General features: G+C 58.8%; 9 protein-coding genes and 1 rRNA gene. 6 read left to right on the forward strand and 4 right to left on the reverse strand.

Translation table 11 applies throughout. The features are described from left to right. From rrf to aceK, 5 genes are all read left to right on the forward strand, one after another. Positions 1–113, forward strand: a 5S ribosomal RNA gene (gene rrf, locus C1Y42_RS15345); the annotation flags it as partial. A 299-nt stretch (positions 114–412) separates the two neighbouring features. Continuing rightward, the gene (gene metA / locus C1Y42_RS15350) at positions 413–1342 is read left to right on the forward strand and encodes a homoserine O-succinyltransferase (protein ID WP_031279798.1); all 930 of its coding nucleotides are present in this window, start codon (positions 413–415) and stop codon (positions 1340–1342) included. Positions 1343–1612: 270 nt separating this feature from the next. Further along, entirely contained in the window at positions 1613–3211 is a 1599-nt protein-coding gene (gene aceB, locus C1Y42_RS15355) for a malate synthase A (protein ID WP_104093892.1), read from the forward strand. Between the two features lie 16 nt (positions 3212–3227). After that, entirely contained in the window at positions 3228–4532 is a 1305-nt protein-coding gene (aceA, locus tag C1Y42_RS15360; RefSeq protein WP_059012753.1) for an isocitrate lyase, read from the forward strand. 66 nt (positions 4533–4598) lie between these two features. After that, positions 4599–6335 carry a bifunctional isocitrate dehydrogenase kinase/phosphatase gene (aceK, locus tag C1Y42_RS15365; RefSeq protein ID WP_104093893.1) on the forward strand — a complete coding sequence of 579 codons (1737 nt, stop codon included), beginning with the start codon at positions 4599–4601 and terminating at the stop codon, positions 6333–6335. Here the strand turns inward: aceK and iclR are convergent. Then, the gene (gene iclR, locus C1Y42_RS15370) at positions 6332–7162 is read right to left on the reverse strand and encodes a glyoxylate bypass operon transcriptional repressor IclR (RefSeq protein ID WP_058757603.1); all 831 of its coding nucleotides are present in this window, start codon (positions 7160–7162) and stop codon (positions 6332–6334) included. The genes aceK and iclR overlap by 4 nt on opposite strands. Before the next feature lie 196 nt (positions 7163–7358). Here iclR and metH point away from each other — a divergent pair, with 196 nt between their 5' ends. Beyond that, entirely contained in the window at positions 7359–11042 is a 3684-nt protein-coding gene (gene metH, locus C1Y42_RS15375; RefSeq protein ID WP_104093894.1) for a methionine synthase, read from the forward strand. 149 nt (positions 11043–11191) lie between these two features. Here metH and C1Y42_RS15380 read toward each other — a convergent pair whose 3' ends face one another. From C1Y42_RS15380 to C1Y42_RS15390, 3 genes are read right to left on the reverse strand one after another with little or no spacing between them, the layout of a single operon-like run. Next, a complete protein-coding gene (locus C1Y42_RS15380; RefSeq protein ID WP_058780911.1) occupies positions 11192–13282 on the reverse strand; it encodes a YjbH domain-containing protein in 2091 nt (696 codons plus the stop codon). Further along, positions 13282–14019, reverse strand: a complete 738-nt coding sequence (locus C1Y42_RS15385) for a capsule biosynthesis GfcC family protein (protein WP_021508033.1) — start codon at positions 14017–14019, stop codon at positions 13282–13284. The genes C1Y42_RS15380 and C1Y42_RS15385 overlap by 1 nt, the downstream gene beginning before the upstream one ends. Then, positions 14016–14663: a YjbF family lipoprotein gene (locus C1Y42_RS15390; protein WP_104093895.1), complete on the reverse strand. Its 648-nt coding sequence runs from the start codon at positions 14661–14663 to the stop codon at positions 14016–14018. The genes C1Y42_RS15385 and C1Y42_RS15390 overlap by 4 nt, the downstream gene beginning before the upstream one ends. Positions 14664–14718 lie beyond the last annotated feature (55 nt).

Here is a 14718-nt window from a genome sequence, read left to right on the forward strand (position 1 = left end):
GGCGGCAACAGCGCGGTGGTCCCACCTGACCCCATGCCGAACTCAGAAGTGAAACGCCGTAGCGCCGATGGTAGTGTGGGGCCTCCCCATGCGAGAGTAGGGAACTGCCAGGCATCAAACCAGTAAAGAAGCCCCGGACGAGAGTCCGGGGCTTTTTTACGTCCGTACTCCGGCAAATTTCCCGCTAAAAACCCTTCCATAACGACTTATTTAATCCTGAAAAAATTCTAACGCACTTTTTTCCCGACCTCATTCCTGCTGCTCACCGCGCGGCGCTCGGGGCTATTGCCGCTCAATGCTGAAACATTTTCATAAACCGCATGAAGACTCGACATCCAGCGACAGCCAGGCTAATCTCGGGCATCTGGATGTCTAAACGTTTATATGGTTATCAGCAAGAGGTCAGCAGGTTATGCCAATCAGGATCCCCGACGAATTACCGGCAGTGAATTTTTTGCGTAATGAGAATGTCTTTGTCATGACTTCATCGCGCGCCAGTGTTCAGGAGATTCGTCCGCTTAAAGTGTTGATCCTTAACCTGATGCCTAAGAAAATTGAAACCGAAAACCAGTTTCTGCGCCTGCTCTCTAACTCGCCGCTGCAGATCGATGTTCAGCTGTTACGCATCGACAGCCGCGAGTCGCGCAACACGCCAAGCGAGCATCTGAACAACTTCTACTGCAACTTCGACGATATCGCTAACGATAACTTTGATGGCCTGATTGTCACTGGCGCGCCGCTGGGGCTGGTTGATTTCAATGATGTTGCCTACTGGCCACAGATTCAGCGCGTGCTGCACTGGGCGAAAGAGCACGTCACTTCTACGCTGTTCGTTTGCTGGGCGGTGCAGGCGGCGCTTAACATCCTGTATGGCATTCCTAAACAGACGCGACAGAACAAGCTGTCTGGCGTCTATGAGCATCAGATCCTTCATCCGCACGCGCTGCTGACGCGCGGATTTGATGACAACTTCCTCGCGCCGCATTCACGCTATGCTGATTTCCCCAGCCAGCTGATCCGTGACTACACCGATCTTGAGCTGTTTGCCGAATCGGAAAGCACCGGTGCCTATCTGATGGCGAGTAAAGACAAACGCCTGGCCTTTGTTACCGGCCATCCGGAATATGACGCTCTTACGCTGTCGGGTGAGTACCATCGGGACTACGAAGCCGGCCTGCACCCTGAGGTGCCGTTCAACTACTTCCCGCAGGACAATCCGGAATTGCCGCCGCGCGCCACCTGGCGTAGCCACGGCAACCTGCTGTTCTCCAACTGGCTCAACTACTACGTCTACCAGATTACGCCATTCGATCTGCGTCACATGAATCCAACGCTCGAGTAAAACGCCTGCTAAAAGCGCGTTTAAACCTGCCGTGACAGCCGCGTGTTGTCGCGGCTTTTTTTTGCCTTTTTTCTATGATGGAACGTATTGCCTTTATTTCGTGAGATTAAATTACAGTTAAATCAGATAAATAAAATCAAATAAACAATAAAATGGAAATAGTTTTTGAAATTAAAATAAAAATGATTATGCTCTGATCTTGCCGGTTAAAAAACACCCTACAGCCCGATCCTGTCGTTAGAAAAAGGATCAAACCAGGAGGCAGCCCGCATGACAGACACGGTTATCAGCCCGACACTGACCTTTAGCCAGCCCTTTACCCACGCGGAGAAGCAGCTGCTGACGCCCGAAGCCATTGATTTCCTGCACTCGCTGGTAGTGCGCTTTGCACCCGAGCGCGAGCGTCTGCTGAAAGCGCGTCAGCAGCGCCAGCAGCGCTACGATCAGGGGGCGTTGCCAGACTTCGATTCGGAAACCGCTTCCATTCGGCAAAGTGACTGGCAGGTGAGGCCCATTCCTCAGCTACTGCGCGATCGCCGCGTCGAAATCACCGGTCCGCCAGATCGCAAAATGGTGATCAACGCGCTGAACGCTAACGTCAAAGTGTTCATGGCCGATTTTGAGGATTCTCTGGCACCGACCTGGCAAAAACTGCTTGATGGCCAGCTGGCGCTGCGCGATGCGGTTAACGGCACGCTGAGCTTCACCAGCGAAAACGGCAAGATCTACCAGTTACGATCCGATCCGGCGCTGCTGATGTGCCGGGTTCGCGGCTTACATCTGGATGAGAAGCATGTTGAGTGGCGCGATCGGGCCATTCCCGGCGGGTTATTCGACTTTGCGCTCTATCTGTTTCACAACGTCACCGCGCTGCTGGATAAGGGCCACGGTCCGTGGTTCTATCTGCCGAAAACCGAGCATGCGGCGGAAGTGGCATGGTGGCGGGAAATCTTCCGCTTCAGTGAAGATCGTTTCGATCTGCCGCGCGGCACCATCAAAGCCACGGTATTGATCGAGACGTTGCCCGCGGTATTCCAGATGGATGAGATCCTGTGGGAACTGCGCGATCACGTGGTTGGCCTCAACTGTGGTCGCTGGGATTACATCTTCAGCTACATCAAAACGCTGGGCCAGCATGGTGACCGCATTCTGCCGGATCGTCAGCAGATCAGCATGGACCAGCCGTTCCTCGAGGCTTATTCGCGCCTGCTGATCAAAACCTGTCACCGGCGCGGTGCGCTGGCGATGGGCGGCATGTCGGCGCTCATCCCGGCCAAAGACACTGAACGCAACGCCTGGGTGATGCAGAAAGTGCAGGAGGACAAAGCACGTGAAGCGGGCAACGGCCATGACGGTACCTGGGTCGCGCATCCAGGCCTGGCGGATATCGCCATGGCAGAGTTTGACCGTCAGCTGGGCGATCGCCCCAATCAGCTGCACGTCAGTCGTGAACAGGATACGCCGATCACCGCCGAGCGCCTGCTGCGCCCGTGCCGTGGTCAGCGCACCGAAGCCGGGATGCGCGCCAACATCCGCGTTGCGCTGCAATATCTGGAAGCGTGGATCAGCGGCAATGGCTGCGTGCCTATTGATGGGCTGATGGAGGATGCCGCTACCGCGGAGATTGCCCGCACCTCCATCTGGCAGTGGATTCACCACAAGCAAATCCTCAGCGATGGTCAGCTGGTGACCGCCGCGCTGTTCGAACAGTTTCTTGATGAAGAGCTGGCGGCCCTGCGCCACAGCCTGGGTGACACGCGCTTTGACGCCGGTCGCTATGAAGATGCGGCTGCGCTGATGGCGCAAATCACCACCGACGAACAACTGGTTCCTTTCCTCACCCTGCCGGGCTACCGCCTGCTGCCCTGACTCTGGAGATACTGCTATGTCAAATCGTACCCAACAGATCGCTCAACTGGAAAACAGCTGGCTGGCATCACGCTGGCAGGGCATTACCCGTCCTTACAGTGCCGAAGAGGTCATTAACCTGCGCGGCTCCGTTAATCCCGCCTGCACGCTGGCGGATCGCGGCGCGAGAAAGCTGTGGGCACTCCTGAATGGCGAGGCGAGCAAAGGCTATATCAACAGCCTCGGTGCCCTGACCGGCGGGCAGGCGGTGCAGCAGGCGAAAGCCGGCATTGAGGCGATTTATCTCTCCGGCTGGCAGGTGGCGGCCGATGCAAACCTGGCCGGGCAGATGTATCCGGACCAGTCGCTGTATCCGGTCAATTCGGTGCCGAACGTGGTGGAACGTATCAACCAAAGTTTTCAGCGCGCCGATCAAATCCAGTGGGCGAGCGGACTGTCGCCGGACGATGACGGCTTTATCGATTACTACCTGCCGATTGTCGCCGATGCGGAAGCCGGATTTGGCGGGGTGCTCAATGCTTTTGAGCTGATGAAAGCGATGATTCAGGCCGGTGCCGGCGCGGTGCACTTTGAAGATCAGCTGGCGGCGGTGAAGAAGTGCGGACACATGGGCGGCAAAGTTCTGGTGCCGACGCAGGAAGCGATTCAGAAACTGGTGGCGGCGCGGCTGGCGGCCGATGTGATGGATGTGCCCACGGTGCTGATTGCGCGCACCGATGCCGACGCTGCCGATCTGATTACCTCCGATTGCGACGAGCGTGATGCGCCGTTTATCACCGGGGAACGGACCGCTGAAGGCTTCTTTCGCACCCATGCCGGTATCGAACAGGCGATAGCCCGTGGCCTGGCGTATGCGCCGTATGCCGATGTGCTGTGGTGCGAAACTTCCACGCCGGATCTGGCGCTGGCGCAGCGCTTCGCCGAGGCGATTCACGCGCAGTATCCCGGCAAGCTGCTGGCTTACAATTGTTCGCCTTCGTTTAACTGGAAGAAGAATCTCGACGATCGCACCATTGCCCGCTTCCAGCAGGCGCTGAGCGAGATGGGCTACCGCTTTCAGTTCATCACTCTGGCCGGCATTCACAGCATGTGGTTCAACATGTTCGACCTCGCGCACGCTTATGCGCAGGGCGAAGGCATGCGCCACTACGTGGAAAAGGTGCAGCAGCCGGAATTTGCCGCACGCGAACGCGGCTACACCTTCTCTGCGCATCAGCAGGAAGTGGGCACCGGATATTTTGATCGCATCACCACGGTGATTCAGGGCGGCAGCTCGTCGGTCACCGCGCTGACCGGCTCCACCGAAGCCGCACAGTTCTGATCAGCGTACTCGCGGTGCGCAGCATGGCGCACCGTTTCACTGGCTCACGCTTGCCGGAGATTGCCGATGTCACCGAGAGAATCCCTTATCGCCCACACGATTCTGCAGGGTTTTGATGCGCAGTACGGTCGCTTTCTCGACATTACCGCAGGCGCGCAGCAGCGCTTTGAACAGGCGGACTGGCAGGCGGTGCAGCAGGCGATGAAAGCGCGTATCCATTTGTACGATCATCACGTCGGGCTGGTCGCCAATCAGTTGCGCATCCTCAACGAGATGGCCGACTGGGATGACGCCTTCTGGCTGCGGGTGAAAAGCCACTATGCCACGCTGCTGCCGGGCTATCCGCGTCATGAAATTGCCGAAAGCTTTTTTAATTCTGTCTATTGTCGCTTGCTGGGGCACAGCCACTTACTGCCTGAGCGGCTGTTTATCCTGCCGTCACAGCCGTACGCGCCCGCGCCGCCGGCGCAGCGACCGCTGTCGCGCCTGTACCGGCCGCAGCACAGCTGGCATGAGACGCTGCGTCAGGTATTGAATGACATTCCGTTGCGGCTGACGTGGCAGGATCAGACGCGCGACATCGGCTGGATTGTGCGTCATTTGCACGAGCAGTTCAGCGCGGCACAGCTGGCCAATGCCACGCTGGACGTCGCCAGCGAGCTGTTTTATCGCAACAAAACCGCCTGGATTGTGGCGCGGCTGCAGCTGAGCGCGGGCGAGATTGTGCCGTGCCTGCTGCCGATCCAGCGCGACGATGCCGGCCGGTTGTGGATTGATACCTGTCTCACCGACAGCAATGACGCCAGCATCGTGTTTGGCTTTGCCCGCGCCTATTTCATGGTGTATGCGCCGGTGCCGGCCGCGCTGGTGGCCTGGCTGCAGCCGATTTTGCCGGGCAAAACCCTCGCCGAGCGCTATATGGCGATTGGCTGCCAGAAACACGGTAAAACCGAATGCTATCGCGAATATTTAGATTACCTGGCGCACAGTCAGGAAGCATTCACCATCGCACCCGGCGTGCGCGGTATGGTGATGCTGGTATTTACGCTGCCCGGTTTTGATCGGGTATTTAAGGTGATTAAAGATCGCTTCGCGCCGCAAAAAGAGGTGACGGATGCGCAGGTGCGCGCCTGTTACCGGCTGGTCAAAGAGCATGACCGCGTCGGGCGCATGGCTGACACCCAAGAGTTTGAGCATTTCGCCATCCCGCGCGCGCGCATTCCGGCGGCGCTGATGGCGGAATTTGAGCGCGAGATTCCGGAAAAAATCGAGCTGCGCGATGACGTACTGATCATCCGCCACTTATGGCTGGAGCGTCGTATGCAGCCGCTTAACCTGTGGCTGATGCAGGCGACGCCGGAACAGCGCCAGCACGCCATTGAGGAGTACGGCGATGCGATTTGTCAGCTGGCGGCGGCCAATATCTTCCCCGGCGATATGCTGTTTAAAAACTTCGGCATGACGCGCCATGGCCGCGTGGTGTTTTACGACTATGATGAAATCCGCCCGATGACCGAGCTGGTGTTCCGCGATGTTCCGGCGGCGCGTTACGAAGAGGATGAGCTGCAGGCCGAGCCGTGGTACAGCGTCGGGCCGGATGATGTGTTTCCGGAAACCTTCCGCTACGCGCTGTGCAGCGAACCGGCGACCGGAAAACTGCTGCAGGCGCTGCATCCGCAGTTGTTCGATCCTGGCTGGTGGCGCGCCCTGCAGGCGCGGATCCGTGCCGGGCATATTGAAGAGGTGATGGCGTGGCGCGCCGGACAGCGTTTCAGCGCGCGCTACGCGTCAGTGGCCGCCTAGCGGCCGGCATAGCTCAGCGTCACCTGCTTCGCCGCGCGGATCACCAGCGCCCCGAGTTCGGTAATGCGGTCGTCGGTCATACGCGCCAGCGGGCCGGAGATGGAGATGGCGGCAAACGGTTCGCCGTGTTCATCATAAATCGGTGCCGCCACACAGCGCAGGCCGAGCGCGTGCTCTTCGTCGTCGTGCGAAAAACCCATCTTACGGATCAGCGCCAGATTCTCCTTCAGGCTATGCGGCGACATCAGGGTTTTCGGCGTGTAGTGATGTAATCCCTTCTGATGCAGCAGGGCGGTGACCTGATCATCGCTGAGGTGAGCGAGAAACGCTTTGCCGGCACCGGACGCATGCATCGGCAACTTGCCGCCAATCGGCGCTGACATGCGCATCAGCTGGGTGCACTGTACCTGGTCAATAATCACTGCCTGATAATCACTGAGATCCAGCACCGCCAGATTCACGGTTTCGCCGGCTTCTTCCATCAGCCGGCGCAGAATCGGGTGCACAATCGCCAGCAGATTGCGGCTCTGCAGAAAACTGCTGCCGACCACAAAAGCATGAGCGCCAATGGTCCATAAACCGAGGTCGCCCACCTGATGCACAAATCCCTGCTGCTGCATGGTGGTCAGCAGGCGATGAGTGGTGGAGTTGGGAAGCCCGGCCTGTTGCGCCAGCTCGGTCAGCGCCACGCTACCGTGTGATTCGGCAATCAGCTCCAGTAAACGCAGCCCGCGCGTCAGAGATTGTACCTGGCCGCCGGCAGGGGCACTGGCCGCCGGAGCCGTACGGGGTTTTTTGCCGCGTTTCGCGGGCGCAGGGGTTGCCATAACATCTCCACAGCCATTGCAGGTATGGAAACCATTTTCGTTTTTAATGGTATGAATGCAAACGCTGGCTGACTGGTCGGATCTGCTGGTCATTTTGCCGCCGGTGGCCGCAAACGGGTGACTTTTGCTCATTTGAAAGTTGTGCCAGTATGACTGGCTGGCATTTAGTCAGCGTAATGACGTGGATGGGGCAAGAGTGAGCAATAAAACCGCAACGCTACAGCAGCAGCTGGCACAACGCATCATGATTCTGGACGGTGGCATGGGCACCATGATCCAGAGTTACAAACTGGATGAGCAGGATTTTCGCGGCAGCCGCTTCGCTGACTGGCCGTGCGATGTGAAGGGCAATAATGACCTGCTGGTGCTGAGTAAGCCGGACGTCATTCGCGAAATCCACGATGCTTACCTGGCGGCTGGCGCGGATATTCTCGAAACCAACACCTTCAACGCCACCCCGATTGCCATGGCCGACTATGAAATGGCCGCGCTGTCGGCGGAGATCAACTTCGAAGCGGCGAAACTGGCGCGCGCCTGCGCCGACGCGTGGACGGCAAAAACGCCCGATCGCCCGCGCTACGTTGCTGGCGTGCTCGGCCCGACCAACCGCACCTGCTCGATCTCGCCTGACGTCAACGATCCCGCGTTTCGTAACATCACCTTCAATCAGCTGGTGGACGCCTACCGCGAATCGACCCATGCGCTGATTAGCGGCGGTGCTGACATCATCATGATCGAAACGGTGTTCGATACCCTGAATGCCAAAGCGGCGATCTATGCGGTACAGAGCGAGATGGAAGCGATGGGCGTGACGCTGCCGCTGATGATCTCCGGCACCATTACCGATGCGTCAGGCCGCACGCTCTCCGGCCAGACCACGGAAGGATTCTACAACTCACTGCGCCACGCGGAGCCGCTGTCGTTCGGCCTCAACTGCGCGCTTGGTCCGGACGAACTGCGCCAGTATGTGCAGGAGCTGTCGCGCATTGCCGAAGGCTATGTCAGCGCCCACCCCAACGCCGGTCTGCCGAATGCCTTCGGCGAATATGATCTTGATGCGGCGACGATGGCGGCGCAGATTGGCGAGTGGGCGCGCGCCGGTTTCCTCAACATTATCGGTGGCTGCTGTGGCACCACGCCGCAGCACATTGCGGCGATGGCGGCAGCGGTCGAGGGCGTGCCACCGCGGCCGCTACCGGAAATAGCCGTCGCCTGCCGTTTGTCTGGCCTCGAACCGCTCAATATTCAGGCCGATTCACTGTTCGTCAACGTGGGTGAGCGCACTAACGTGACCGGCTCGGCCAAATTTAAGCGCCTGATTAAAGAAGAGAAGTACAACGAAGCGCTGGACGTGGCGCGCCAGCAGGTGGAAAACGGTGCGCAGATTATCGATATCAATATGGATGAAGGCATGCTGGATGCGGAAGCGGCCATGGTGCGCTTTCTCAATCTGATTGCCGGTGAGCCCGATATTGCGCGTGTGCCGATCATGATCGACTCCTCGAAATGGGAGGTGATTGAGAAAGGCCTGCAGTGCATTCAGGGCAAAGGCATCGTCAACTCCATCTCGATGAAAGAGGGCATCGAGCCGTTTATTGCGCACGCGCGCAAAGTGCGGCGCTACGGCGCGGCGGTGGTGGTGATGGCGTTCGACGAAGTGGGCCAGGCGGATACCCGCGCGCGCAAAATTGAGATCTGCCGCCGCGCCTACCACATCCTCACCGAAGAAGTCGGTTTCCCGCCGGAAGACATCATTTTCGACCCCAATATCTTTGCCGTCGCCACCGGCATCGAAGAGCACAACAACTACGCGATGGATTTCATCGGTGCCTGTGAAGACATCAAACGCGAACTGCCGCACGCGATGATCTCCGGCGGCGTCTCCAACGTGTCGTTCTCGTTCCGCGGTAACGAACCGGTGCGCGAGGCGATTCACGCGGTGTTCCTCTACTACGCCATCCGCAACGGCATGGACATGGGCATCGTCAACGCCGGTCAGCTGGCAATTTATGACGATCTGCCGGCGGAGCTGCGCGATGCGGTTGAGGACGTGATCCTCAACCGGCGCGACGATGGCACCGAGCGACTGCTGGCGCTGGCGGAGAAGTATCGCGGCAACAAAGACGAGGGTGAGCAGGACAAGCAGCAGGCCGAATGGCGCAGCTGGGACGTGGTGAAGCGGCTGGAATATTCGCTGGTGAAAGGCATAACCGAGTTTATCGAGCAGGACACCGAAGAGGCGCGCCAGGCCGCGGCACGGCCGATTGAAGTCATTGAAGGGCCGCTGATGTCCGGCATGAATGTGGTCGGCGATCTGTTTGGCGAGGGCAAAATGTTCCTGCCGCAGGTGGTGAAATCGGCGCGCGTGATGAAGCAGGCGGTGGCCTACCTCGAACCCTTTATCCAGGCGAGCAAAGAGGCCGGCCGCAGCAACGGTAAAATCGTGCTGGCGACGGTAAAAGGCGACGTGCATGACATCGGCAAAAATATTGTTGGCGTGGTGCTGCAGTGTAACAACTACGAAATCATCGACCTGGGCGTGATGGTGCCGGGCGACAAAATCCTGAAAACCGCGCGTGAGGAAAACGCCGACATCATCGGACTTTCCGGCCTGATTACCCCGTCGCTCGACGAGATGGTGAACGTGGCGAAAGAGATGGAGCGCCAGGGCTTTACGCTGCCGCTGCTGATTGGCGGGGCCACCACCTCGAAAGCGCACACGGCGGTGAAGATTGAGCAGAATTACAGCGGCCCGACGGTCTATGTGCAGAACGCCTCGCGCACCGTCGGCGTGGTCTCATCGCTGCTGTCGCCCACGCTGAAAGAGGCGTTTGTGGCGCGCACGCGTAAAGAGTACGAAACCGTGCGGATTCAGCACGCGCGTAAAAAGCCGCGCACGCCGCCGGTCACGCTACAGGCCGCGCGCGATAATCATTACGTCATTGACTGGCAACGCTACACGCCACCGGTGGCGCATCGCACCGGCGTCAGCGCAGTGGAGGCCAGTATCGATACGCTGCGCAACTACATCGACTGGACGCCGTTTTTTATGACCTGGTCGCTGGCCGGCAAATATCCGCGTATCCTGGAAGATGAGGTGGTGGGCGAAGAAGCCACGCGGCTGTTTGCCGATGCCAATGCGATGCTGGATAACCTCAGCGCGCAGGGCACGCTCAGGCCGCGCGGCGTGGTTGGTATTTTCCCGGCTAACCGGGTTGGCGACGACATTGAAATCTACCGTGACGAGACCCGGCGCGAGGTGCTGTGCGTCAGCCATCATTTGCGTCAGCAAACGGAAAAAACCGACTTCGCCAATTATTGTCTGGCGGACTTCGTGGCGCCGAAATCCAGTGGTAAAGCAGATTATCTCGGCGCGTTTGCCGTCACCGGCGGGCTGGAGGAGGATGCGCTGGCGGCGGCGTTCGACCAGCAGCACGATGATTACAACAAAATCATGGTGAAAGCGGTGGCGGATCGCCTGGCGGAGGCGTTTGCCGAATACCTGCATGAGCGCGTGCGTAAGGTGATCTGGGGCTATGCCGCCCATGAAAATCTCAGCAACGACGAGCTGATTCGCGAAAATTACCAGGGCATTCGTCCGGCGCCGGGCTATCCGGCCTGTCCGGAACACACCGAGAAGGCACAAATCTGGCAGCTGCTGGATGTGGAGCATCACACCGGCATGAAACTGACCGAATCTTTTGCCATGTGGCCCGGTGCCGCGGTGTCCGGCTGGTATTTTAGTCATCCGGAGAGTAAATATTTCGCCGTGGCGCAGATTCAGCGCGACCAGGTGGAAGATTACGCGGCGCGTAAAGGCATGAGCGTCAGCGACGTGGAACGCTGGCTGGCACCGAATTTAGGCTACGACGCGGATTGATGAATTGCCGGCGCAGAGCGCGCGCAATCAACTGCGCCCTATTGCTTGCGCAATAAATTGCGCCGCTACAAATACGTGCACACTCTGTAGCGGCGCGATTCATCGCGCGTTTTTTTAAAACCGGCGCGGGTTTAACCCCGCGCTACGATTTAATTAAAACGCGCATCGCGATCGGCGGTCAGATCGTACAGCTGGTACTTACGGCCCAGCATCTGACCACCGTCACGCGTCAGCGGCACCCAGTTCACCTGCGCACGGCCACGGGTTGGCGAGACGGTAAACAGATCCATCGGAATCGAAATATAGAAACCTTTGGTGAAATCCCCTTCGCCATACGCTTCGGCTGACACGTTGGTTTTGGTGGCGTAGAAGCCGACCATTACGCCGCTGTCAAAGCGCTTCGACACATCCAGCGTGACCCCTTTGTCCTTCGCCAGATATTCACCGACGCTGGCTTTCACCAGCACATCCTGCATGAACCACGGACGCCAGTAAGCGGTAAGGTGCCCGGTCGGCGCCTTGTAATCGGTGAACTGCATCATGTTGTCCCAGTCACGCTGCTTCACGTAGTTCGCATCGAGACCAAAAGCCCAGTTGCTGTCCACCGGGCGATACAACAGTTCGCCGCCCACGCCGCCGTACATGGTTTCCAGATAGCCACCGTACACCTGGCCGTAGAAGCCATTGCCGAGATAGCGCATGTAGTTGGCCTGCAGATCATTCACGTAAACGTTGTTCTCCACGTAGTCGCGAATGTGGGTGCGCACGCGCGGCAGCGTCGAGTCGGCTGGCGCGCCGTTGTAGTTGAACTTGTCATAGTTATTGGCGATGTTGCCAAACAGGCTGCCGCCAATCAGCCAGTGATCGGTCAGCCAGTAATCGACATTGCCCATTACGCCGAGCTGGTACATGTAGAAGCTTTCCGGACCGCCGACCGACTGGTTCAGCACCGGCGACAGGCTGTAGTTAAGGCGATCCTTACGGATGAAATAGCCCTGTTCGGTGGTGCCCGGATCGATCGGTTCTTCACGCGTCTGCTGCAGCGGCTGCTCGTGGCCGAGCGGATAGCCGCGCAGTTCGTTATTCAGGCTGGCCACATCGGTGCGCGTGGTGACCTGCGGCATGTTAAAGCGCGACTCGGTGACTTCAATCGTATCAATGCCAGCCGGCAGATTGTTCATGATGATGCGGTTAGCGCGGTCAACGCCTTCGCGCGTGTCGCGATATTTGGTCTGCTCACCGGAAACGTACAGCGTGCGGCCTTTAGTCTGGATGCGCGGACCATCCAGTCCGGCATTGTATTTCAGATCGGTAAGCTGATTAGCGACCACCGTCGGCTGCAGCAGATCGCCCTGCGGCTGTGGCTGATAAGCCGGTTTTGCGCTATCAAGGTGCGACTGGTGTAACGAATTAAAGTTGGTGCGCACGGTCACGCCAAACATAAAGGTATTGCCGCGCTCGTAGCTGGCGTTGATATCCGCCCAGTCGGTAAGGCGATAGATTGCGCCAACGTTGACCTTACTGCGCTGCTCCAGCCTGCCGGCAAAATCGTCCTGATAATCGTTGCCTTCATACTCCAGCTTGAGACGCAGCGGCTGCCACGGCGTCTGGTATTCGATGCCACCAAACAGTGCCGCCGGACCGTGGAACATCTGCGAGCCGTTAATGGAACCCGCCGAACCGCCGCCGGTGCGGCTGCAGAAGCTATCGCTGTAGGAGCAGAACGGGTTTTTGATGGTGCCGCTGTTGCCGAGATAGCCCCAGCCCAGGCCGAGGCTGAAATCAAACGGTCCCCAGGCTTTACTCGCCACCAGATATTCACTGTCGAACAGGCCGGTACCGCCCAAATCGCGCGAACCCACCGCCACTTCCGGCAGCCAGAAGCTCTCCTGCCACAGGCGCAGCTTCAGGTCGAAGGCTTTGTCTTTATAGCTCTGGTTGCCGCTGAAGCCTTCCACCGCACTGTAGCGGCGGGTGCGTACGTCGGTATAGCGCACCGTGGTTTCCAGCCACGGGAACAGCTGCAATGACGCAGAATAGTAACGATATTGATCGTTATCGCGGAAGTTCAGGCTAAATTCGCCCTCTTTTGCCATGCGCGCGGTCGGCGTTTGCATCAGGCCCACGCCGCCAAAATCAGATTGTGAAGGACCGACCGGTTCCGGCCAGGTTTCCGCCTGCACCTGGCATGCGGCGGCGACAGAAGCAGCCAACAGGCTGAGGAGTAATTGTTTTTTCATCAGTCTGGCATCCGGTGAGTCAGAACGGAAAGCATGCGCGCATTCAAATCAGGCTGGCCCCAGGGCAGGCTCCATGTGGAAAAGCCCAGCCAGATGGTGCTGCCAGGCTCGACTTCAACATGCCGCTGATTCCAGTAAGCGATCGGCACCTGCTGCGTCTCACCTGACGGCGCAATCACCGTGGCCACGCTGCGTTCGGCACCCGATAAACGCGCATGCGGCGCGAGGTAGTCACGCACCGTGCGTCCTGGCTGCCAGCTCTCACTGCCGGGATGGCTGAGTGCGCCCATCACCCGTACCTGCGTCGGCGCTGCCACGATGTACAGGTCGTAGCTGCCCTGCAGTTTACGGTTGGCTTCCGGACGCAGCCGCACCCAGTCGGGATCGAGCGAAGTAAACTGGCGCCCGGTAACCTGCAGAGCGCTGAGCTGCTGGATTACGCTGCCGATGGTTGCGGCCAGTGAAGTACCGCTGTCGGCCTGCCAGGCGCGCAGATCCGCCAGCAACTGAGCGTGCTGCTGCTGCGCCACGGCGGTCGCACCGCGTTCGGCAATCACCGTGCCCGGCCACCAGCTGTGCAGCGCCGGGTTCGTTACCAGTTCGCTAAGCGTGCTGGCATGATCGATCTGGAAACTGCGCTGATCGTGCGCAGGGTGTACCGTCACCTGGCTATCCGCCAGCGCGTGGCTGGCCGCCGTGAGGGCGAGTGCCGCCAGCAAAGAATTGATTTTTTTCATGATTTCGCCGGCTTCAGAAGGGTGGTTGCAATCGGGAACTGGTCAGCCGCCAGCATCTGCTGCGCCTGCAGCACCGTACCGTCGCGGTTATCGATCCAGAAGGTGTTCTGCCAGCTGACGCCGGGGCTCTCCATCTCTACCGTTTCGTGCCAGACGCGGCAGGGCACCCGCTCGCCGGCGAGGTTCAGCACTTCATCGTCGCCGCGCTGAAAGGTGGAGTGAGCGGTGGCGGCACGCACGTTGTTCTGCTCGCGCCACTGCACGACGCGCGTCCACTGCGCGCCATTTTGCAGCCGCAGCGCATCGGCCAGCGGATCCTGCGCCAGGTTACTGACGGCCTGCAGGTTATCGCGCAGGCCGAGGGTTTTCACCAGGCGGCCGTGCTGCATCACCAGCATGGCTTTATCCTGGGTTACCCATTTCTGCTGGCCGTTTTCCAGATAGCCCAGCACCACAAAGATGCGCGGACCGCTGTCGACGCGCGCATACAGGCTGGCATAGGGCAGATTAGCGATTTGTTCATCGCTGACGGTGACATCGTCCGGACCGCTGATGGCGAGCATCACGGTCTGTTCGAGGCCTTTTTGCGTTTGTGTGCAAGCCTGCAGCAACAGGCAAAGAAGCAGCAAAGTGAGTCGGCGCACTGTGTATCCCTGTCTCAATAGAGGCAAAAAAACAAAAAATAACCACACGACTGTG

Source organism: Pantoea sp. ICBG 985 (assembly GCF_002928365.1).
GTDB lineage: Bacteria > Pseudomonadota > Gammaproteobacteria > Enterobacterales > Enterobacteriaceae > Pantoea > Pantoea dispersa.

Bases quoted from the DNA above. Each gene is read 5' to 3' on its own strand.
- metA (WP_031279798.1), top strand. From the start codon at position 413: ATGCCAATCAGGATCCCCGACGAATTACCGGCAGTGAATTTTTTGCGT.
- aceB (WP_104093892.1), top strand. From the start codon at position 1,613: ATGACAGACACGGTTATCAGCCCGACACTGACCTTTAGCCAGCCCTTT.
- aceA (WP_059012753.1), top strand. From the start codon at position 3,228: ATGTCAAATCGTACCCAACAGATCGCTCAACTGGAAAACAGCTGGCTG.
- aceK (WP_104093893.1), top strand. From the start codon at position 4,599: ATGTCACCGAGAGAATCCCTTATCGCCCACACGATTCTGCAGGGTTTT.
- iclR (WP_058757603.1), bottom strand. From the start codon at position 7,162: ATGGCAACCCCTGCGCCCGCGAAACGCGGCAAAAAACCCCGTACGGCT.
- C1Y42_RS15380 (WP_058780911.1), bottom strand. From the start codon at position 13,282: ATGAAAAAACAATTACTCCTCAGCCTGTTGGCTGCTTCTGTCGCCGCC.
- C1Y42_RS15385 (WP_021508033.1), bottom strand. From the start codon at position 14,019: ATGAAAAAAATCAATTCTTTGCTGGCGGCACTCGCCCTCACGGCGGCC.